The organism is Brevundimonas sp. TWP2-3-4b1, assembly GCF_049897665.1.
GTDB classification, from domain to species: Bacteria; Pseudomonadota; Alphaproteobacteria; order Caulobacterales; family Caulobacteraceae; genus Brevundimonas; species Brevundimonas subvibrioides_B.
This window is the reverse complement of the sequence record NZ_JAFCWQ010000001.1, coordinates 265,359-282,997: the sequence shown is the minus strand read 5'-3', so window position 1 is coordinate 282,997 and position 17,639 is coordinate 265,359. Positions and strand designations below refer to the sequence as shown.

The 17,639-nt window shown below is 67.7% G+C and carries 19 protein-coding genes; 5 read left to right on the top strand and 14 right to left on the bottom strand.

Going from position 1 to position 17,639, the window contains the following annotated elements; all coding sequences use genetic code 11:
- Nucleotides 1–45: 45 nt before the first annotated feature.
- The 9 genes from ACP7A5_RS01405 to ACP7A5_RS01365 all read right to left on the bottom strand — a co-directional run bounded on the left by ACP7A5_RS01405 (nt 46) and on the right by ACP7A5_RS01365 (nt 7,769).
- The gene (locus ACP7A5_RS01405) at nt 46–576 is read right to left on the bottom strand and encodes a GNAT family N-acetyltransferase (RefSeq protein ID WP_426040236.1); all 531 of its coding nucleotides are present in this window, start codon (nt 574–576) and stop codon (nt 46–48) included.
- A 133-nt stretch (nt 577–709) separates the two neighbouring features.
- Complete coding sequence (locus ACP7A5_RS01400; protein WP_426040235.1) at nt 710–1,630, bottom strand: hypothetical protein; 921 nt, start codon at nt 1,628–1,630, stop codon at nt 710–712.
- An 801-nt stretch (nt 1,631–2,431) separates the two neighbouring features.
- Nucleotides 2,432–2,707, bottom strand: coding sequence for a DUF2312 domain-containing protein (locus ACP7A5_RS01395; RefSeq protein ID WP_303693971.1), 276 nt, complete (start codon nt 2,705–2,707; stop codon nt 2,432–2,434).
- A gap of 209 nt (nt 2,708–2,916) precedes the next feature.
- A complete protein-coding gene (ykgO, locus tag ACP7A5_RS01390) occupies nt 2,917–3,042 on the bottom strand; it encodes a type B 50S ribosomal protein L36 (protein WP_008263184.1) in 126 nt (41 codons plus the stop codon).
- 160 nt (nt 3,043–3,202) lie between these two features.
- The gene (scpB, locus tag ACP7A5_RS01385; RefSeq protein ID WP_426040234.1) at nt 3,203–3,859 is read right to left on the bottom strand and encodes an SMC-Scp complex subunit ScpB; all 657 of its coding nucleotides are present in this window, start codon (nt 3,857–3,859) and stop codon (nt 3,203–3,205) included.
- Nucleotides 3,856–4,674: a segregation and condensation protein A gene (locus ACP7A5_RS01380; protein WP_303693973.1), complete on the bottom strand. Its 819-nt coding sequence runs from the start codon at nt 4,672–4,674 to the stop codon at nt 3,856–3,858. The genes scpB and ACP7A5_RS01380 overlap by 4 nt, the downstream gene beginning before the upstream one ends.
- Before the next feature lie 9 nt (nt 4,675–4,683).
- Complete coding sequence (nagZ, locus tag ACP7A5_RS01375) at nt 4,684–5,757, bottom strand: beta-N-acetylhexosaminidase (RefSeq protein WP_426040233.1); 1,074 nt, start codon at nt 5,755–5,757, stop codon at nt 4,684–4,686.
- Between the two features lie 4 nt (nt 5,758–5,761).
- Entirely contained in the window at nt 5,762–6,502 is a 741-nt protein-coding gene (locus tag ACP7A5_RS01370) for an SPOR domain-containing protein (RefSeq protein ID WP_426040232.1), read from the bottom strand.
- 79 nt (nt 6,503–6,581) lie between these two features.
- Nucleotides 6,582–7,769 (bottom strand): deoxyguanosinetriphosphate triphosphohydrolase, encoded by a 1,188-nt coding sequence (locus ACP7A5_RS01365; protein WP_426040231.1) that lies wholly within the window; start codon nt 7,767–7,769, stop codon nt 6,582–6,584.
- A gap of 54 nt (nt 7,770–7,823) precedes the next feature.
- Between ACP7A5_RS01365 and ACP7A5_RS01360 the strand changes: the two genes are divergently transcribed.
- Nucleotides 7,824–8,204 carry a HesB/IscA family protein gene (locus ACP7A5_RS01360; protein ID WP_426040230.1) on the top strand — a complete coding sequence of 127 codons (381 nt, stop codon included), beginning with the start codon at nt 7,824–7,826 and terminating at the stop codon, nt 8,202–8,204.
- Nucleotides 8,205–8,355: 151 nt separating this feature from the next.
- On the opposite strand, the gene ACP7A5_RS01355 is transcribed toward ACP7A5_RS01360, so the two are convergent.
- Nucleotides 8,356–9,384 carry a glycosyltransferase family 9 protein gene (locus ACP7A5_RS01355; RefSeq protein ID WP_426040229.1) on the bottom strand — a complete coding sequence of 343 codons (1,029 nt, stop codon included), beginning with the start codon at nt 9,382–9,384 and terminating at the stop codon, nt 8,356–8,358.
- A gap of 129 nt (nt 9,385–9,513) precedes the next feature.
- On the opposite strand from ACP7A5_RS01355, the gene ACP7A5_RS01350 reads away from it, so the two are divergent.
- From ACP7A5_RS01350 to ACP7A5_RS01335, 4 genes are all read left to right on the top strand, one after another.
- Entirely contained in the window at nt 9,514–10,296 is a 783-nt protein-coding gene (locus ACP7A5_RS01350) for a YgfZ/GcvT domain-containing protein (protein ID WP_426040228.1), read from the top strand.
- 144 nt (nt 10,297–10,440) lie between these two features.
- Entirely contained in the window at nt 10,441–11,433 is a 993-nt protein-coding gene (locus ACP7A5_RS01345; protein ID WP_426040227.1) for a ferritin-like domain-containing protein, read from the top strand.
- 80 nt (nt 11,434–11,513) lie between these two features.
- On the top strand, nt 11,514–12,098 hold the full coding sequence (locus ACP7A5_RS01340) for a DNA-3-methyladenine glycosylase I (RefSeq protein ID WP_426040226.1): 585 nt from the start codon (nt 11,514–11,516) through the stop codon (nt 12,096–12,098).
- Complete coding sequence (locus ACP7A5_RS01335) at nt 12,095–12,754, top strand: ribonuclease HII (RefSeq protein WP_426040225.1); 660 nt, start codon at nt 12,095–12,097, stop codon at nt 12,752–12,754. The genes ACP7A5_RS01340 and ACP7A5_RS01335 overlap by 4 nt, the downstream gene beginning before the upstream one ends.
- On the opposite strand, the gene ACP7A5_RS01330 is transcribed toward ACP7A5_RS01335, so the two are convergent.
- From ACP7A5_RS01330 to ACP7A5_RS01315, 4 genes are all read right to left on the bottom strand, one after another.
- A complete protein-coding gene (locus tag ACP7A5_RS01330) occupies nt 12,751–13,023 on the bottom strand; it encodes a hypothetical protein (protein ID WP_426040224.1) in 273 nt (90 codons plus the stop codon). The genes ACP7A5_RS01335 and ACP7A5_RS01330 overlap by 4 nt on opposite strands.
- A gap of 56 nt (nt 13,024–13,079) precedes the next feature.
- Entirely contained in the window at nt 13,080–14,114 is a 1,035-nt protein-coding gene (locus tag ACP7A5_RS01325; RefSeq protein WP_426040223.1) for a DNA adenine methylase, read from the bottom strand.
- Nucleotides 14,115–14,258: 144 nt separating this feature from the next.
- Nucleotides 14,259–15,692: a pyruvate kinase gene (pyk, locus tag ACP7A5_RS01320; RefSeq protein ID WP_426040222.1), complete on the bottom strand. Its 1,434-nt coding sequence runs from the start codon at nt 15,690–15,692 to the stop codon at nt 14,259–14,261.
- A gap of 103 nt (nt 15,693–15,795) precedes the next feature.
- On the bottom strand, nt 15,796–17,562 hold the full coding sequence (locus ACP7A5_RS01315) for an alkaline phosphatase family protein (RefSeq protein WP_426040221.1): 1,767 nt from the start codon (nt 17,560–17,562) through the stop codon (nt 15,796–15,798).
- Between the last annotated feature and the right edge of the window lie 77 nt (nt 17,563–17,639).

Genomic DNA, 17,639 nt, shown 5'->3' with positions numbered 1-17,639 from the left:
GGTGCACGGCCTCGATTGGCGCCGCCAGCAGACCTTGATCGCCGCTCAATCGAGCGGCTTCTCCATGAAAACCAGATAGGGCATCAATCGCTCTGGATACGTCTGGTAAGGCTCGATGGGCCTGAACCCCATCGATTCATACATGGCGATCGCCTCGGTGAGGCGATTGCCGGTGTCCAACTGCATGGTGGAATAGCCATCGGCGATTGCCGCGCCGATCAGGGCGTCCGACAGTTTTCTGCCCAGACCCAAGCCTCTTGCCCCATCCGTCACGAACAGCCGCTTGAGTTCGCAAACCGTATCCGACAGCCGCCGGTAGGCCCCACCCGCCACGACCCCATCCTTGCCCATGACCAGCAGGGTGCGCCCCGCGGGTTGACCGTATTTATGCGCCAGCTCCTTCAGCTCTTCTTCCAGATCCTGATAGCCGAAGACCTCTTCGACGAACCAGGGCATGTCGCCGTAACGCTCGCGGCACCATTCGACATACGCCCGGCAGACGCTTCCAAAAGCCTCGAAATCCTCAGGGGTTTCCGCCACGACCAGAGTCGGCTCGGTCACAGGTTTTTGCACCATACTGAGGTCCCTCGAAGTTCAACCGCGTGATCATACCGTTCGGCGGATCAAAACGGACTGCAATCGCATGCATCCAATGCTGCAGTGGGTGGGGAGCGGACGCCTCACTCATCAGGGTTACAGCCGATCTCACCTAGCGGTAGCGACGGGCGGCAGCGTCCAGGCGTCGGTCACCGGTCTCCAGGCCCGAAACCGCGCCAGGGACCTGCTGCGACAGATATTGGCACCGGGACTTCAGGCGCGGGTACATGTCGCGCAGTAGGCGACGCGCCTCCTGCGGCGTCACGCCGGCCGCATTCATGACGATACCCACCTCGGCGCGTTCCACCTCGCGGCCCCGGTCATAGGCCGCGGTCTGTCGTTCGTCCGTCCAACCGGCCTCTCGTGAGCGCCGCTCGAAATCGTCGGCGAGGCGGTGCCCGACGGCGATATCAACGGTGTAGTAGGGCTCACACAGCGCGAACAGGGTCGATAGCCGCCCGAGGTGTTCACCCTCCGTTGTAAGGGCATCTGCCGCAGCGTCGGGCGGGTTATCGAGGTGCGGGGCGCAGGTCGGCACGGTATCGTCGGAGCGCTGGAGCCCCCCGATCACGACCTGGATGATGGGCTCCGGCCAGTGCTCATAAGTGGCCATTCCTGGCGGAACGGTACACACCGACGTCGGGTCGGGACCGCGCGCCTGTCCGCCGACGTAGCGCACGATGAACCCTGAATAGGCGAGCCCCTGGGACTGGCCGTTCTCAACCTTCAGTATGGAACCGACATCCTGGCGACTTTCCAGGGCGAACCTCAGGGTTCCGGCGTCCGCATCGTTGACGGCCGCAGTCGATCGGTCCGTCGGCGGCAAGACGTCTCGCATCTGGATCCGGTCGACCCGGATCAGGTCATAGGTTCCATCCGCGTTCTGACGCAGGGTAGCCCGCTCGCCTGAGGCGACATTGAGCGTTCCCTGGACGTAAGCAGAGCGCCGGTTTCGAAACTGCTGCGGCGTCTCAGGATGGGCGACAGGCGCGTCCTGAAAGACCATCGCGGACAAAAGGGAGATCAACAACATAGCGCGCTCCGGTTGTGGCGGCGTCAGTTAGCTCTCGCCAGCCAACCTTCGTCAAGCTGAGCCGCGGGGTGTCTTTCTCCTGGCTGTGGACATGCCGACCGTCTGCAACGGGTCGAAAGCTATCATCCCCGAATACCAGGTCGCGGCGATATAAATATGAGTTTATTCCTACTCACGTCTTGCGGCCTCGCGACCGTCTCCCCACCTTTTCGTCGGGTCTTTGACAATCATCGCGCCGCGCGCGGGCGGAACGCCCGGCTCCCTGGCGAACGGACGAAACAGGGGTCGCGTCAGATTTTTGAATCGAAACGACTTTTCTCTCGTTTCGTCCGCTTCGTCCGTTTCGTCAGCCTGTTTTTCGTCTGGACGATCCGGACGTTGGGGATCAGGCTTCGCCGGACGGCGGCGTCTTGCGACTCCATCGCCGCTTCGGCTCTTCGCCGTTGGCCTTGGCCGTGATCTCCTTCAGCTTGCGGCCCTGCATCGACGACAGGGCCTGACCCGGCGCGCCCTTCTCCGGGTCGCCGAAGGCGCGGCCGTAGGTCTTGATGCGGTCAGAGACGCCTTCGATGAACTCCCCCTCCCATTCGGACAGGGCGATCCCCGCCTTGTCGGCGGCGCGTTTGGCGCGTTTGAGGGCGTTCAGCGCCTTGCGACGCGCAGCCTCACGCTCGGCCTCGAACGGGCTGGGCGGCGGCGCGTCTTTGGTCTGGAAGCCCGCCCCCGGCTTGAGCCCGGTCGAGCGCTTGAGTGACCCTGCAGGGCCTTTCGGACCGCCCGGGAGGGGCGTCCGCTTCAGGATCAGATCTCGCCGAGCGCCGACAGATACAGGTCCAGGATCGCGTCCTCTTCCTGACGCTTGGCCTTGTCCTGTTTGCGGATGCGGATGACCTTGCGCAGGATCTTGACGTCGTAGCCCTCGCCCTTGGCTTCGAGGAAGACCTCCTTCATGTCAGCCATGATCGCGGCCTTGTCCTCTTCGAGACGCTCGATGCGCTCGATGATGGTCCGCAGGCGACCCTGGGCCGTGGCGTTCATGACGTCCGGCGAGGCGTCGAAAGTGGCGTCGTCGGCCATGGGAGGTCTCCGTGTATCGGGCTGGCCGCCCTCAGGTCGCCAAAGGGGGCGGCAGGGCAACAAAGAAGAGCCGGGACGCTAACCATGCCAGAGGCACAGGCTCAACGCCGGGCACGAAAAAGGTCGCGGACAAAGTCCGCGACCTGTGGGTAGTTCTCAGCTCAAGCAGGCGACGACCGCGTCGTCGCCGTTAGCGAACCGGAATGCCCTTAGCCCTGCTTCGCCTTGAAGCGCGGGTCCGTCTTGTTGATCACGAAGACGACGCCCTTGCGGCGAACGACCTTGCAGTCGCGGTGACGGGTCTTGAGCGACTTGAGCGAGCTGCGGACCTTCATGGTCTGAAATCCTTGGTGGCGCTGACGCTTGCCGCTCGGCGGCTCGCTGCTCAGCGCAGGCTGGAGGCAAATAGAAATAGAAAAGCCGCGCGGAAGCCCGGCGGCGGAGGCGTGCGTATAGCCAGACACCCCCCGGACGTCAACCCGAGTCGGTCCCGGATCAGTCGCCCACGAAGTCCTGGGCGAACTCGGGCGCATCCCCGTCCTCGATCGGGTCCTCATCCTCCGGTCCCGACCGCGACGGGTCCGGAACCTCGAACCCGACGGGCAGGGACAGGTCCAGCAGCCCCGCCGCCTTCATCTCCGCCGCGCCCGGCAGCTCATAGAGGCTGGCCAGGCCGAAATGCTCGAGGAACCGGTCTGCCGTCGCATAAGTCACCGGCCGCCCCGGCGTCCGCCGACGGCCCCTCAGCCGCACGAACCCCATCTCCAGCAGCAGGTCCAGCGTCCCCCGGGAGATCGACACGCCCCGCACGCTCTCGATCTCGGCCCGGGTGACGGGCTGGTGGTAGGCGATGATGGCCAGGGTCTCCAGCGCCGCCCTCGACAGCCGGCGCGGCTCTTCCCGCTCCTCGGTCATCAGGAAGCCGAGGTCGCCCGCCGTCCGGAAGCTCCACCGGTCGGCGACGCAGACCAGCTCCACTCCCCGGCTCTCATAGCGGGCCCGCAGACCCGCGATGGCCCGCCCCACTTCCGCGCCCTCGGGCAACCTTCGGGCGATATCCGCCGCCGACAGCGGCCCGGCCGCCGCGAACAGCAGGGCCTCGACCCGCCGTTCGATCTCGCCTTCGTCGGGCGCGAACTGGACGCCGCTCACGGCGTCAGCTCCAGCGGCTGGCCCTGCCCGCGCCGCTTCAGCCAGACCTCGTCGAAGGCCTTCTCCTGACGCACATCCATCGCGCCCTCCTTGACCAGCTCCAGGCTGGCCGACAGGGTCGAGGCGGTCAGACTGGCCTGGCTCGGCCCCTCGCCGTCCCGGACAGGCGCGACCCGCTCCAGCGGCGTCCAGTCGGCCATACGCGGCAGGATCTCGCGCAGCCAGTCCCGCGCCGCCTCCAATGGATAGGCCTCGACCCTCTGGCCGGGATTGTAGTGCCGGGCCTGCTCCCGCCGCCGCTGGCCGACATAGGCCGCCATCAGCTCGTACAGGCTGGCGTCGATCCGGTCGGACGGGACGATGACCGTCGCCTGCGGGTCGCCCCGCGTGAACACGTCGCGCTTCAGCTGCGGCCGGGCCAGCAGGGCGTCGGAGGCCTTCCGCATCGCCTCGAGCTTCTGCAGCCGGAAGGCCAGGGCGGCGGCCATTTCCTCCGCCGGCGGCTCGTCGCCCTTGCCCTTCTCGGTCCGGGGCAACAGCAACCGCGACTTCAGATAGGCCAGCCATGACGCCATCACGAGATAGTCGGCGGCCAAGGAGAAGTTCCGCCGCCGGGCCTCATGCACGAAGGCCAGATACTGTTCCGCCAGCCGGGTGATCGACAGCTTCAGCAGATCGACCTTCTGCGTCCGCGCCAGGGCCAGAAGGACGTGCAGCGGTCCCTCGTAGCCATCGAGATCGACCACGAAGGCGTCGCGCGCATCGACCTCCTGCGCCGCCGTGAAGTCCAGATTGGGCTGGAAGGCTTCCGACATTCTCTTTGCCTACCGCGCGTTCGCGCGACTTGAGGCGGGGGCCTGCGCCTCGCCCACGTCCGGTCCCTTCGAGGCGTCGAGCCGACCGCCCAGCAGGGCGTCGAACCGGTCGCGCGCCTCGCGGACATCCAGCGGCTCCGGCGTGTGAACGATCCGGGCCAGCGCTACCTCCGCTCGTTTCGCCGCCCCGCCCTTCAGCCGGTGCACGCCCTCGGCCACCTGACGCATCTCGGCCATGTCGCCGGTCCAGTGGATGACGAGGTCGCATCCGGCCTTCAGCGACCGCTCCGCCCGCTCCGTCAGCGTCCCCGACAGGGCGTTCATGCAGAGATCGTCGGACAGCAGCAGGCCCCCGAAACCCAGATGGTCGCGGATCAGCTTGATCGCCTTCTTTGACTGGGTCGCCGGCCGCTTATTGTCGATGGCCGTAAAGACGATATGGGCCGTCATTCCGATGGGCATGTCCGACAGGGCCTTGAACGGTGCGAAGTCCCAATTGTCGAGCGCATCCAGATCCGCATGAACGGTCGGCAGTTCCTTGTGGCTGTCGGCGAAAGCACGGCCGTGGCCCGGCATGTGCTTGATCACCGGCAGGACGCCTCCGGCCAGCAGACCTTCCGCCACCGCCCGGCCCATCTGGGCCACCGTCGCCGGATCCCTGGCGTAGGCGCGGTCGCCGATGATGTCGTGGGCGCCCGGCGTCGGGACGTCGAGAACGGGGGCGCAGTCGATGTTGATGCCGACCGCTTTCAGGTCATGGGCCATCAGCCGGCCGCCCAGCCGCGCCAGTTCCCGGGCTGCGAGCCAATCGTTGGTCGCCTTCAGATAGGCATCACCCGGCGGGTATTTGCACCAGTGCGGCGGCCCCAGACGCTGGACCCGACCGCCCTCCTGATCGACCAGCACCGGCGCGTCCCAGCCTACGCTGTCGCGAAGGTCCGACGTCAGGCGCAGGACCTGCTCCGGGTTGTCCACATTCCGCCGGAACAGGATGAAACCCCACGGCCGGACGTCGGCGAAGAAGGTACGCTCCTCCTCCGTCAGCACGGGCCCTGAGCAGCCATAGATGGCGGCGCTGTTCAAATCCCTATCGCACCAGGCAGTCGCCGCCGCCGCTTTCGATGGCGGAGCAGAAGGCGCGGGCGTCTTCGCGGCTGAGGCCCGTGAAGGTGGTGCGATAGACGGTCGAGCCGTTCGACGCCGTGACTTCCTGCACCCGCTTGGTGGCGTTGCGGGCGAACTGCGGGAAACGGGCGGCGACCGAGGCGTACTCCCGGTCGGCGATGGCTGTTGAGGAGAAGGCCCCGATCTGGACCGCAGCCGCTCCGCCGGCGCCGTTGGCGACCGGAGCGGGCGTTGTGGCGGCCGGAGCAGCCGGGCGTGAGGGAGCGGGCGCCGCAGGACGAACCGGCGCGGTCGCCTCGGCGGTCTCGATGGGACGTGGGGCCTGACGGGGCAGAGGTCTTTCGGGCGGCGGCGTGAAGGCCGGGGCCGTCGCGGTGTCCTCGGCCTGATCGTACAGGCCGACGCCGGTTTCCGGATCGATTGGCTGGGCCTCCTCGGGCGCCTCCACCTTTAGCTGGGCGATAGGGGTGCCGACAGCCGGCGGCGCATCGGTCGAAGAGCGCAAGCCCGACCGATAGAACAGGACCACCGCAATGATCAGCACCAGCAGGACGCCGGCGCTGACAATCAGGGTCACCGGCGGGGCCTTGGCGGGCGGACCGCGACGGGCGTCGAAACCACCGCGGTTGAACGGCAGGTCGTCATCCGTCGGCGGCGTATAGGCGCCGCGGTCGCGGGGGCGTTGGTCGTCGTCATAGGACATGGTCGTCGCCTTCTCGGGGACCAGAGCGCGAATCGACGCTCCGGCCTGACAGTCTAGCCCCTGCAGCGTCTCTTTCGAATCACAGATCGAGGGCGAGGTCGAGGTTGAACAGCTTTCGGTGCTCCTCAATCGCATAGCGGTCGGTCATGCCCGCGATGTAGTCGCAGACGGCGCGCGCTCGCTTCTGCAGGTCCCCGGTTGCGGCCAGCTCGCCCCATTCCGTCGGCATGACCTCTGGCTCGGCCATGAACAGCTGGAACATGTCGGCCAGGATGCGCCGCGCCTGGCTGCGGGTCCGGTTGACACGGTAGTGGCGATACATTCGCTCAAACAGGAACCGGCGCAGGACGCCGAGGTCCGCCATCATCGGATCGGAGAACTGGACCAGGGTCCGACGGGCGGTCCGAACCTCCTCGACGGACCGGATGTTATCGTCGGCCAGGCGCTGTTCGGTCTCTGCCAGGACATCCTCGACCATGACCCCGATCATGCGTCGCACGGCCTCCAGCCGGATCATCCGCTCGTTCAGATCGGGCCAATCGCGGCGGGTCTGATGCAGCACCGGGCCGATCAGGGGCACGTCGGCGAGGTCGGCCAGGGTGAACAGGCCCGCCTGAACCCCGTCGTCCACGTCGTGGTTATTGTAGGCGATGTCGTCAGCGACGGAGGCGGACTGGGCCTCCAGAGAGGCGAAGCTGTCGAGCCGCAAGTCCCAGCCCGGCGCGAAGTCGGCGATAGCGCGCCAGGCGGGCTGATCCAGCATGTGCGAGACCGGCCCGTTGTGCTTGACCACGCCTTCGACCGTTTCCCAGCTCAGGTTCAGGCCGTCGAAGGCCGGGTAGCGGGTCTCAAGCCTGGTGACGACCCGGAACGTCTGAACATTGTGATCGAAGCCGCCCCAGGGCTCCATCCGGGCCTGAAGTTCGTCCTCGCCGGCATGGCCGAAGGGCGGGTGACCCAGATCGTGGGCCAGGGCGACGGTCTCGGCCAGTTCGCCATCCAGCCGCAAGGCGTGGGCCAGGGAACGGGCGATCTGGCTCACCTCCAGCGAGTGGGTCAGGCGGGTGCGGTAGTGGTCACCCTCGTGCGCCACGAAGACCTGCGTCTTTCCCTTCAGGCGGCGGAAGGCGGTGGAATGGATGATCCGGTCGCGGTCGCGGGCGAAGGCGTTGCGCGTGCGGCTCGGCGCCTCAGGAACAAGGCGTCCGCGCGAGTTGGCGGCCAGTTCGGCGTAGGGCGCACGGGCGTCGGTCTGGCTCAAGCGCAATGTTCTCGCGGACGGCCTTTGCGTACAGGCCTGTGCAGCCTCATATAGACAGGCATGACCTCCGTCCAACCGGCCCCGACTGAACTGAAGATCGCGAAACGCGCGCCGGAGGGCATCGTGCTGGCCGAAAGCGCGGCAAGGCGACTGGCCCGGCTGGCGGAGGTCGAGGGCCATCCCGTCCTGCTGCGTGTGGCGGTGGACGGCGGCGGCTGCTCCGGCTTCCAGTACCGGATGGACCTCGTCGAGACGGGCGAGGCGGACGACCTGCGGATCGAGACCGACGGTCAGGCGGCGCTCGTGGACCCGATCTCGGTTCCATTCCTGAAGGGCTCCGAGATCGCCTGGGTCGATGAACTGGCGGGCGCCCAGTTCGTGATCCGCAACCCGAACGCGGCGACCAGTTGCGGCTGCGGCGTCAGCTTCTCTATCCTCTAGACCGGCAACGTTTCCTGGAAGCGGACCGGGCGGCCTTGGCCGAGCCGATCAGTTCCTCGTTGGACGTGACGACCCGGCCACGGACGATCAGGTCAAAAGTCTGGGTCCTGGGCGCGGTCCGGTCGTCAAAAACACCGTCCGAAGCGCCCGATCAGTCCGAAGCGTCCGGATCGTCGAAGCTTTCGCCGCTATTATATTTAAGGTTTGAGGGCGCCGGGTTCGTAACCGGATTTTTTTTCGCCAGCAGGCCGCGCGCGGCGCGCAGGACCCGGTCGGCGGGCAGGCCGAGCATGTGGTGGATGGCCTGGTTCAGACGCGGATCGACGGCCTTGAACTCGTCCAGAGACCGCTCGCCCCGGATCGAGACGCCCTGCCAGGGGCCGACGAGGCTATCGTCCGATGGGCCGAACACGGCGACCGAGGGCACGCCCGCAGCGACCGCTAGCTGGGTCCAGATCGAGTCGCCGCCCACATAGAGGGTGGCGCGCGACAGAGCGGCGGCCGTCTGGAGCCGCGTCAGCTTGCCCTGCAGCTCGATCACCCGTTTGCGGGGAACCGCGAGGCGGATGGCGTGGGCGGCGTCACGATCGGCCTCCTCGCCCACGATCATCAGACGGCCGCCCGCGAGCGGGCCGTCATCGGCCAGAAGCGGCGCGGCGACCTTGGCGAACCGTTCGGCCGGCCAGCGCTTGCCGATCCAGTCGGCGCCGGGACCAACCGCCAGCAGCGGGGCCGTGTCGGGCCCGATCAGGGCGTCAGCAGCGGCATGGGTCTCCTCGCTGAAGAAAAGACGCGGCGCGGGGATGTCGTCGAGCTGAAGGATGCGAGCGGCCTGTTCGACCGCGTGCAGGCCCGGCAGGTCCGGGCCGCGCACGGCGCGCCTCTGGCGGCGCAGGCGTTCGGAGAATTTCGTGCCGCGCATGTCGACGACGAGACCCCAGCGGGTGTCGCGGACCTGGTTCCACAGGGAGATCCAGTCCCAGCGACCGGTCTTGTCGAGGACGATCAGGCGATGCAGGCGGGGGGTGTCGGCGAACAGGGGCGCGGAGGCGGCCGAGCCGACGATGGTGAAGTCCGCGTTCGGAACGGCATCGACGAGATGCGCCAGGGCGCCGGACGAGAGCACAGCGGCCTCCGCGTCGGCTTCGGCGATATAAAGAATGGGGAAACGCACGTTCATGGGCACACCGTATACGGATTCTCTCGTGGCGAGTGTGAGGCGGTTGTGGCGTCGTTCTCCCTCACCGTTCAGGGAGGGAGACGGATCACTCCCCTCCCCTTCTCGCCTCGCACCCCCTATCTCTCGCCCATGACCGAACTCATCGCCCGCCTCGACAGTCGCGCCCTGGTGAAGGTCAGCGGCCCGGATGCCCGGCACTTCCTGCACAACCTGCTGACACAGGATGTGGAGACCCTCGAGCCGGGCTCCCTGCGGTTCGGGGCGATGCTATCGCCACCGGGGCGGCTGCTGTTCGACCTGTTCCTGTGGGGCGACGAGTATGGGGTGGTGCTGGACGTGGCGGCGGAGAAACGCGACGCCCTGATCCAGCGGCTGTCGATGTACAGGCTGAGGGCGAAGGTCGAGGTCGCAGCCGATCAGCGGCCGGTGTCGGTCAGTTGGCCGGGCGTCGCGGGCGGCTTCACCGCCGATCCGCGCACGGCGGGGCTCGGCGGGCGTGCCGTCGGCGAGCGTGGCGCGAACGCGAGCGAGCATGACTGGCAGGCGCACCGACTGGCGGTCGGGGTCCCCGATCCAGCGCGGGACGTCGATGACGGGACTTATCCGATCGAGGCCAATTTCGACCTGCTGAACGGCATTGACTTCGCCAAGGGCTGTTTCGTCGGCCAGGAGACCACGTCGCGGATGAAGCGGCGGGGCGAGATCAAGAAGCGGATGCTGCCGCTGACTTTCGACGGCCCGGCGCCGGCGGCCGGGACAGAGGTGCTGAACGGCGAACTACGCGCTGGCGAGATCCTGACCGGTCGCGATGGGGCTGCGATGGCGCTGGTGCGGCTTGACCGTCTGGACGGAAATTTGTCCGTCGATGGGCGTCAGGCAGCGGTCTACCGTCCAGCTTACTTTCCAGTCTGACACGCGTATTCAGCCAAAGCTGAAACGATAAGTCCTGCTAAATAGTGGAAAAATTTAGGCAATTGCCCAAGGCCGGACGCAACCAAACGTCACGGTCACGAGTATCTTTCTGCGGAACGGGCTCATAGACGCAGGATTTTCGGCATGTCCAAGACAGACCTCATCATCGACGCCCTCGACCAGCGGGTCGAACGCCGCAACGACCGGCGAAAATTCTTCAAGTGGGGCGGCGGCTTCGCTGTCGGCGCCGTCGGCGGCGCAGTTCTGGGCGCCTGTTCCAGCTCCAGTGACACGGCCGTGGCCCAGAACCCGCCGGCGGGGGCGCCCAACCTGGATATCGAGATCCTGAACTTCGCGCTCCAGCTCGAGTATCTGGAGGCCCAGTTCTACTCCTTCGCCGCCTTTGGCACTGGCCTGCCGCAGAGCTCGTTGAGCGGCACCGGGACGCAAGGCGCGGTCATCGGCGGACGTCAGGTCGCCTTCTCCGATCCGCTGGTTCGCCGCTACGCCAATGAAATCGCAGCCGATGAAGTGGCGCACGTCAACTTCCTGCGCACCGCGCTAGGCAGTGCGGCCGTGGCCCAGCCGGCGATCGACGTCGGAGGGACTGATCCCAACGGCGCCTTCTCCAGCGCCGCGCGCGCCGCAGGTCTCGTCGGACCGGGTCAGGCCTTTGACCCGTATCTGAACGACAACAACTTCCTGCTCGGCGCGTTCATCTTCGAAGACGTGGGCGTGACCCTGTACAAGGGCGCTTCCCCGCTGGTCACCAGCAAGGTGTTCCTGGAAGCCGCAGCCGGCCTGCTGGCCGCCGAGGCCTACCACGCGGGTCTGATCCGCACGGTGCTGTCGGCGAAGGGTGTTGCTGCTCCGACGCTACTGACCAGCGCGGATGCGATCTCGAACGCACGCGACAGCCTCGACGGCGCTACCGATCTGGATCAGGGCATCAGCCCGACCGGCACGGGCAATGCGCAGGCGTCGAACATCTTCCCGGGCGATGCCAACGCCCTGGCGTTCAGCCGCACCGTGCAACAGGGCCTGAACATCGTCTACCTCAAGCCGGGCGCGGGCCAGACCAGCGGCGGCTTCTTCCCCGCCGGCATGAACGGTCCGGCCGGTTTCCGCACCACCTGATCGCCGTAGAGACTCAAGGAGCCCCGCCCGTGGAAACACGGGCGGGGTTTCGCTTGTCCGGGACGTGGTAGGCTGCGGGCATGACCGAATCTCCCGGACGCTGCGCCTGGTGCGGGACGGACCCGCTGTATGTCGAATATCACGACACCGAATGGGGCGTGCCGGAGTACGACGCCCGCGCCCTGTGGGAAAAGCTGGTGCTGGACGGGTTCCAGGCCGGGCTGGCGTGGATCACCATCCTGAGGAAGCGTGAGACGATGCGCGCCGCCTTCGCCGGGTTCGACCCGGATCTGGTGGCGAAGTTCGGCGACGACGATCGGGCGCGGCTGATGGCCGATCCGGGTATCATCCGCTCGCGCGCCAAGATCGAGGCGGCGATCAAGGGTGCCCGGATCTTCGTCGAGATGCGCGACAGCGGCGAGGATTTCTCGGCCTGGCTGTGGTCCTTTGTGGACGGGGCGGCGGTGCAGGGCGAGCGGGTCGGCTGCGATATCCCGACCCAGACCGAACAGTCGGTGACGATGGCCAGGGCGCTGAAGACACGGGGCTTCAACTTCTGCGGCCCGGTGATCGTCTATGCGTTCATGCAGGCGACCGGGATGGTCAACGACCACGTCGCCGGATGCTTCCGCTGCGAGGACGTCCGGACTATGGGCGCGTCGTGACCGGCACGACGACAGCGAAGACGGCGGCCCCCCGGGTCGCGAAAGCGTTCCCGACGCTGGTGCTCGAGACCTTGTTGTCGCAGCGGGTCGGCGGGCTCGTGTGCGGCGTGGACGAGGCGGGACGCGGGCCGTGGGCCGGGCCGGTCTCGGCGGGGGCGGTGATCCTGTCGGCCGACGACATCCCCGAGGGCATCAACGATTCCAAGGCCCTGACGGCGGGACGGCGCGAGGTGCTCGCGGTGGAGATCAAGCGCTGCGCCGTCGCCTGGGGCGTCGGGTTCGCTTCGCCTGAAGAGATCGAGGACCTGAACATCCTGCAGGCGACGGGCCTGGCCATGTGCCGGGCGATCGAGGCGATGAGCGTGCAGCCGAAGGCGGCGCTGGTCGACGGCAACTACCGGTTCAAACTGCCCTGCGACGTGGAGACGGCGGTGGGCGGCGACGGCCTGTCATTGTCGATCGCGGCGGCCTCGATCCTGGCCAAGACGGCGCGCGACCGGATCATGATCGAGATGGACGCCAAATACCCCGGCTACGGCTTCGCCTCGCACAAGGGCTACAATGCGCCGATCCATCAGGCGGCGCTGAAGGCCATGGGACCCTGCGCCATCCACCGGCGGAGCTGGTCGCCGATCCGGGCGCTGCTCGAAACCTAGACGGACATCATCCCGCCCAGAAGGGCGCCGAGCAGGGCCGCGACGATGCAGCCGATGGCGACTATGATCCAGCGAGGCATCTCTTCCATCTCGGCGGGTTGCACCGGATAGGTCGTCGGCGCGATGACTTCCGCGCGCGACAGGAAGTCGTTGGCCGGACGGCTGTCGAACCGGGTCGCGGCGGGTGCGCGCCAGGCGGCGGTCTGATAGGCGCTCAAAGCGTCGCGAACGGCGCCGGGACGCGTAGGATTGACGGGGCCCTGGGTCACGATCAGCTCTTCCATGCCGCTGTAACGACGCAGTGAGCCCCTCGTTCCCTGAACGGTCAAGCTGCGAGTGCGACGGGCCGTGCGGTGACCACGAACAGGTATTCGACATTGCGCAGACGTCCCACGGCGCCGACCTTCTCGCCCTTGGGATTATGGATGCCGATCCGGGCGCCGACGTAGCGGGGGCGCGGGATTTCCATGACCTGCACATGGCCGCGCGCCGACAGCATCTCGACCAGCTGATCGCGGCTCAGATAGCCTTCGTCGTTGAAAGAGACGATCAGGTTGGGCGCGCGGATCGCCTCGATCACCGCCTGCAACGCCGGGCCGATGCCGGGGCGGGAGTTGAAGGCGCTCTTCCTCGTCTTTACGTCGATCCGCTTGTTGGCGATCCCGTAGGTCTCGGGCCGGTCCCACAGGATCAGGCTTTCCCAGACATGGTAGTTCCCGAGGTAGGAGTGCTGATTGTAGGGCGGGTCGAGATAGACGAGCTCGCCGTCGAAGGCCGAGGCGATCTCGAGCGCATCGGCCTGTGTCGCCTGGCAACGACCGGCGGCGACGGCGGGCTGGAGCGCCGGCATCCGCAGCGTCAGGGGTTTCAGCGCCCGCGCGGCCCAGGACTTCATATAGGCCATCTGCAACCCGGCCGTGGAATCGACCCGGTCGGCGGCCTCCATCAGGCTGACAAGGGCGATGGCCTTGAGTTCGGGCTCCAGACCCATGGCCTCGATCCGGTCGCGCATGGCGTCGATGCGGGCGCCGTTCCCGGGCGTGAAATAACGGGCGTCCTCGCAGAAGGCCCTGGTGAACCAGCCGGCGGCGGGGGGCGTAGCGGAGAGGTCGGCGAGGACGGCCTCGGCTCTGTCCGCCCAGACGTCGCGGTCGACCTGGACATAGGCGGTTGCGAGGGCGTGGGCATAGGCGTTGTGATCGTTCGACCAGACCTGGAAGCCGGCGCCCTTCAGGGCATGGCCGACGCGGGCCGTGCCGGAGAACAGGTCGCAGACGTGGCCGCCCTCCGGCAGCAGGGCACGGACGGCGGCGGCGATCGGATCCAGCAGGGCTCGCTTGGAGCCGAGGTATTTGATCATTCGCCCTCGCTAATCCTCCCCCGTCGGGGGAGGCGGCGCGGCGCATCTTCGCGCCGTGACGGAGGGGGCTTACGACGAGTGCGGTGTCCGGGGTTGGCCCCCTCCACCGCTTCGCGGTCCCCCTCCCCCTACGGGGGAGGATTGCTACTTGCGCGCCTTCTTCATCGGAGCATGCGCCAGTCGCAGGAGATTCGCAGCCCCCGGGGCGCCGAAGGGCGTGCCGGCCAGGATCAGGATGCGCTGACCGGGCTCGGCGAGGCCGTATTCCATGGCGGAGTTGACGGCGTCGTCGGTAACATCCTCAAGGCTGGTCGGCTCCTTGCCGAGGCGCGGTTCCAGACCCCAGACCAGCGACAGGCGGCGCGCGGTGTCGGGGTTGGGGGTCAGGGCCAGCACCGGCTGGAGCGGGCGTTCGCGCGACATGCGGCGCGCGGTGCCGCCGAGCGTCGTGAAGACGACGATACAGGCGGTGGACTGGGCCTCGCCGGCCTTGCGGGCGGCGGCGACAAGCGCGTCGGCGTCGATGTCGTCCATGCCCGTGTGTTCGGCGTCCATCAGGCTGGGCCACAGGGGGTCGGCCTCGACCCGCTCCATGATCCGGTTCATGATTCCGACGGACTCCAGCGGATAGTCGCCGGACGCCGTCTCGGCCGACAGCATCAGGGCGTCGGCGCCTTCATAGACCGCATTGGCGACGTCTGAGGCCTCGGCCCGGGTTGGCGCGGGCGAGGTTGTCATCGATTCCAGCATCTGGGTGGCGACTATGACCGGCACGCCGCGCTGGCGGGCGGCGCGGATGATGCGCTTCTGGGCGACGGGCACCTCTTCCGGCTCCATCTCGACGCCCAGGTCGCCCCGCGCGACCATGACGCCGTCGCAGTAGTCGAGGATGCTTTCGAGGGCGTCGAGCGCCTGGGGCTTTTCGATCTTGGCGAGACAGGCGGCGCGGCCCTTCACGATCGCCTTCAGCTCGGCCATGTCCTCGGCCTTCTGAACGAAGCTCAGGGCGACCCAGTCGACGCCGATGCGCAGGGCGAAGGCCAGATCCTCGCGATCCTTGGCGGTCAGGGCCGAGACGGGCACCACGGCCTCGGGCACGGCGACCCCCTTGCGATCCGACAGCTTCGAACCGCTCTCGACGGTCACATCGGCCCATTCGTCGGTGCGCTTGCCCACCCGCAGACGGACCCGACCATCGTCGAGCAGCAGCAGCATGCCTTCGCGGAGGGCCTTGAAGATTTCCGGGTGCGGCATCTGAACCCGCGTCGCGTCGCCGGGCGTGGGATCGAGGTCGAAGCGCATCTTGTGACCCAGCTTCACCGAGATCTCGACGTCGGCGAACCGGCCGAGGCGCAGCTTGGGGCCTTGCAGGTCGGCGAGGACGCCCAGCGGACGCTTCAGCGCCAGTTCGGCGCCGCGCACGGCCTTCAGGTTGGCGGCGTGATCCTCATGCGAGCCATGACTGAAGTTCAGCCGGAAGACATCGACGCCGGCCTGGGCCAGGGCCTTGACCATGCCGGGAGCCCGGCTGGCCGGTCCCAGGGTGGCGACGATGCGCGCGCGGCGTGCTCTGTTCATGATGGTCCCGTTGGCCGGTCGCGTTTCCTGAGACGACGTTGTGCCACGAAACGCGCCGGGAGGAAGGACGGCTCCCTCACGGGAAACGAGAAGTGAGTCTCTGTTACCTGGCGCCGAGTCGACGAGCCATCCCGGTCACCGTGCGCTGGAGGGCGGAGGGGCGACGTTCGGCCGCCGACGCCGCCGGAGCGACGACAGGGCAAGCGCCGGCCCCGAACAGTCCCAGATCCATGCAGCGACCCTCGACCGTTGTCGGGGTCTCGACGCCGACGATATTGGCCAGGGTCGGGGCGATGTCGATGGTGCGGATGGGGAAGAACCGCTCCTGGCCCTGCATGTTCGGAGACCAGAAGACGATGGGCACGCCGCGATCATAGTCCCAGGGCGTGCCGTGGGTCGACAGGGTGCCCCCGACGCGGCCCGGAACCGTGGTGGTGTTGGGCCATTGGGCCACGACGATGTCGGGCGAGCGGCCTTCGACGGCGCCGAGGCGGTGGCGCTGGAGCAGGGTCAGTTCCTGGGGGCTCAGGTTGCGCGGCGGCAGGGGCGAGGCCAGCACGTCCTCGATCGTCCAGGCGCCGGCGACATTGGGCTCGGCGCGCAGCAGGGCGACGGCGGCGGCCGCGATCTGGTCCCGGCGACGGTCGGCCAGCTCGACATTGCCCGCACCCACGACCATCAGGCCGGAGCCGCCATAGGACAGCGGATCGACGGTCAGGTTGAAGCGGTCCCGGAGCGCCGTATTGATGCGGCCCAGCAGGGCGGGGTCGCCGCGCACCGCGTCCTCATAGCCGCGCTCATGCATCCGCTCGGGGAAGTCGGAGCCGCCATGGTCGGCGGTCAGGACGACGACAACGCCGCCCGGCAGCTGGGACAGGCGATCCATGAAGACGCCGAGGGCGGCGTCGAGCCGGTACATCTGTTCGCACATCTCCGGCCCCTGGGTGCCGAAGGCATGGCCAATCCGGTCGGTGGCCGAGAGGCTGACGCCGAGGATGTCGGTGACGCCGCGCCGCCCTAGCGACTGGGTGTCCAGCAACTCGGTCGCGGCCTCCAGCGTCAGCTCGTCGAGAATCGGGGACGTGTCCAGCTTGAAGCCCGTGGCGGGCGGCAGGGCGGCGTGGAAGGTCTCGGTTCCGATGGTCCAGTCACCTTCCAGAGCGCGGCACTCGGCGCGGGTGTAGGTCCAGGTCGGCGGAGAGGCGGCCAGACGGGCGTTGATGCGGGCGTTCAGGGCGGCGACGGGCGCCAGCTTCGCCTCGGCCGTCTGGCCCGGTTCGACGTAGGTGGTGAAGCCGAAGCCATCGGTCATCCAGAAGGCGCCGTCGCCATGGTGGCCGGCCAGGTTGATGGCGCCGCGGTCCTTGCCGGAGACCGCGAAGATGCGGCTGGTCGGGCTCCCGGCCTTGAGCCAGTCACCCAGGGTCGTGGCGAGCAGCTGATCCGGGCCGACCGGGCCGTTGTCGGTGATGCGGCCATGCGCCAGCGTGTTCTGCGGCGCGGCAAGACAATAGACCTCCGCGCCGGTCGCGCGGTCGATCCAGTCATTGGCGGGGATGCCCGCACTGGCCGGGTTGACGCCGGTCAGGATCGTGGCGTGACCCGGGCAGGTCTCGGTCATGGCGTGCTGCTGGAAGCCGTTGGCATAGACCAGACCGGTCGAGGCCAGGGCATGCAGGCCGCCGGTGAAGCGGTCGCGGTACTGGTTGAACAGATTCGAACTGAGCTGATCGACGACGATCGTCACGACCAGCGACGGGCGCTCGGGCGGCGGGCCGGGAGTCGCCGACGACGGAGTCTGGGCCATTGCCGCCGGGGCGATGAGGCAGGTCGCCAAGGTCAGCAGCAGGGGGGCGGACAGTCGGGACATCAAGAACACCGGAGCAGTTGCGATGGCCCCGCTTAGACCCGCTTCGTTACGTCTCCAAGACGCGCGTCGCGTCGCGT

Bases quoted from the DNA above. Each gene is read 5' to 3' on its own strand.
- ACP7A5_RS01405 (WP_426040236.1), bottom strand. From the start codon at position 576: ATGGTGCAAAAACCTGTGACCGAGCCGACTCTGGTCGTGGCGGAAACC.
- ACP7A5_RS01400 (WP_426040235.1), bottom strand. From the start codon at position 1,630: ATGTTGTTGATCTCCCTTTTGTCCGCGATGGTCTTTCAGGACGCGCCT.
- ACP7A5_RS01395 (WP_303693971.1), bottom strand. From the start codon at position 2,707: ATGGCCGACGACGCCACTTTCGACGCCTCGCCGGACGTCATGAACGCC.
- ykgO (WP_008263184.1), bottom strand. From the start codon at position 3,042: ATGAAGGTCCGCAGCTCGCTCAAGTCGCTCAAGACCCGTCACCGCGAC.
- ACP7A5_RS01380 (WP_303693973.1), bottom strand. From the start codon at position 4,674: ATGTCGGAAGCCTTCCAGCCCAATCTGGACTTCACGGCGGCGCAGGAG.
- ACP7A5_RS01370 (WP_426040232.1), bottom strand. From the start codon at position 6,502: ATGTCCTATGACGACGACCAACGCCCCCGCGACCGCGGCGCCTATACG.
- ACP7A5_RS01360 (WP_426040230.1), top strand. From the start codon at position 7,824: ATGACCTCCGTCCAACCGGCCCCGACTGAACTGAAGATCGCGAAACGC.
- ACP7A5_RS01355 (WP_426040229.1), bottom strand. From the start codon at position 9,384: ATGAACGTGCGTTTCCCCATTCTTTATATCGCCGAAGCCGACGCGGAG.
- ACP7A5_RS01350 (WP_426040228.1), top strand. From the start codon at position 9,514: ATGACCGAACTCATCGCCCGCCTCGACAGTCGCGCCCTGGTGAAGGTC.
- ACP7A5_RS01345 (WP_426040227.1), top strand. From the start codon at position 10,441: ATGTCCAAGACAGACCTCATCATCGACGCCCTCGACCAGCGGGTCGAA.
- ACP7A5_RS01340 (WP_426040226.1), top strand. From the start codon at position 11,514: ATGACCGAATCTCCCGGACGCTGCGCCTGGTGCGGGACGGACCCGCTG.
- ACP7A5_RS01325 (WP_426040223.1), bottom strand. From the start codon at position 14,114: ATGATCAAATACCTCGGCTCCAAGCGAGCCCTGCTGGATCCGATCGCC.
- pyk (WP_426040222.1), bottom strand. From the start codon at position 15,692: ATGAACAGAGCACGCCGCGCGCGCATCGTCGCCACCCTGGGACCGGCC.
- ACP7A5_RS01315 (WP_426040221.1), bottom strand. From the start codon at position 17,562: ATGTCCCGACTGTCCGCCCCCCTGCTGCTGACCTTGGCGACCTGCCTC.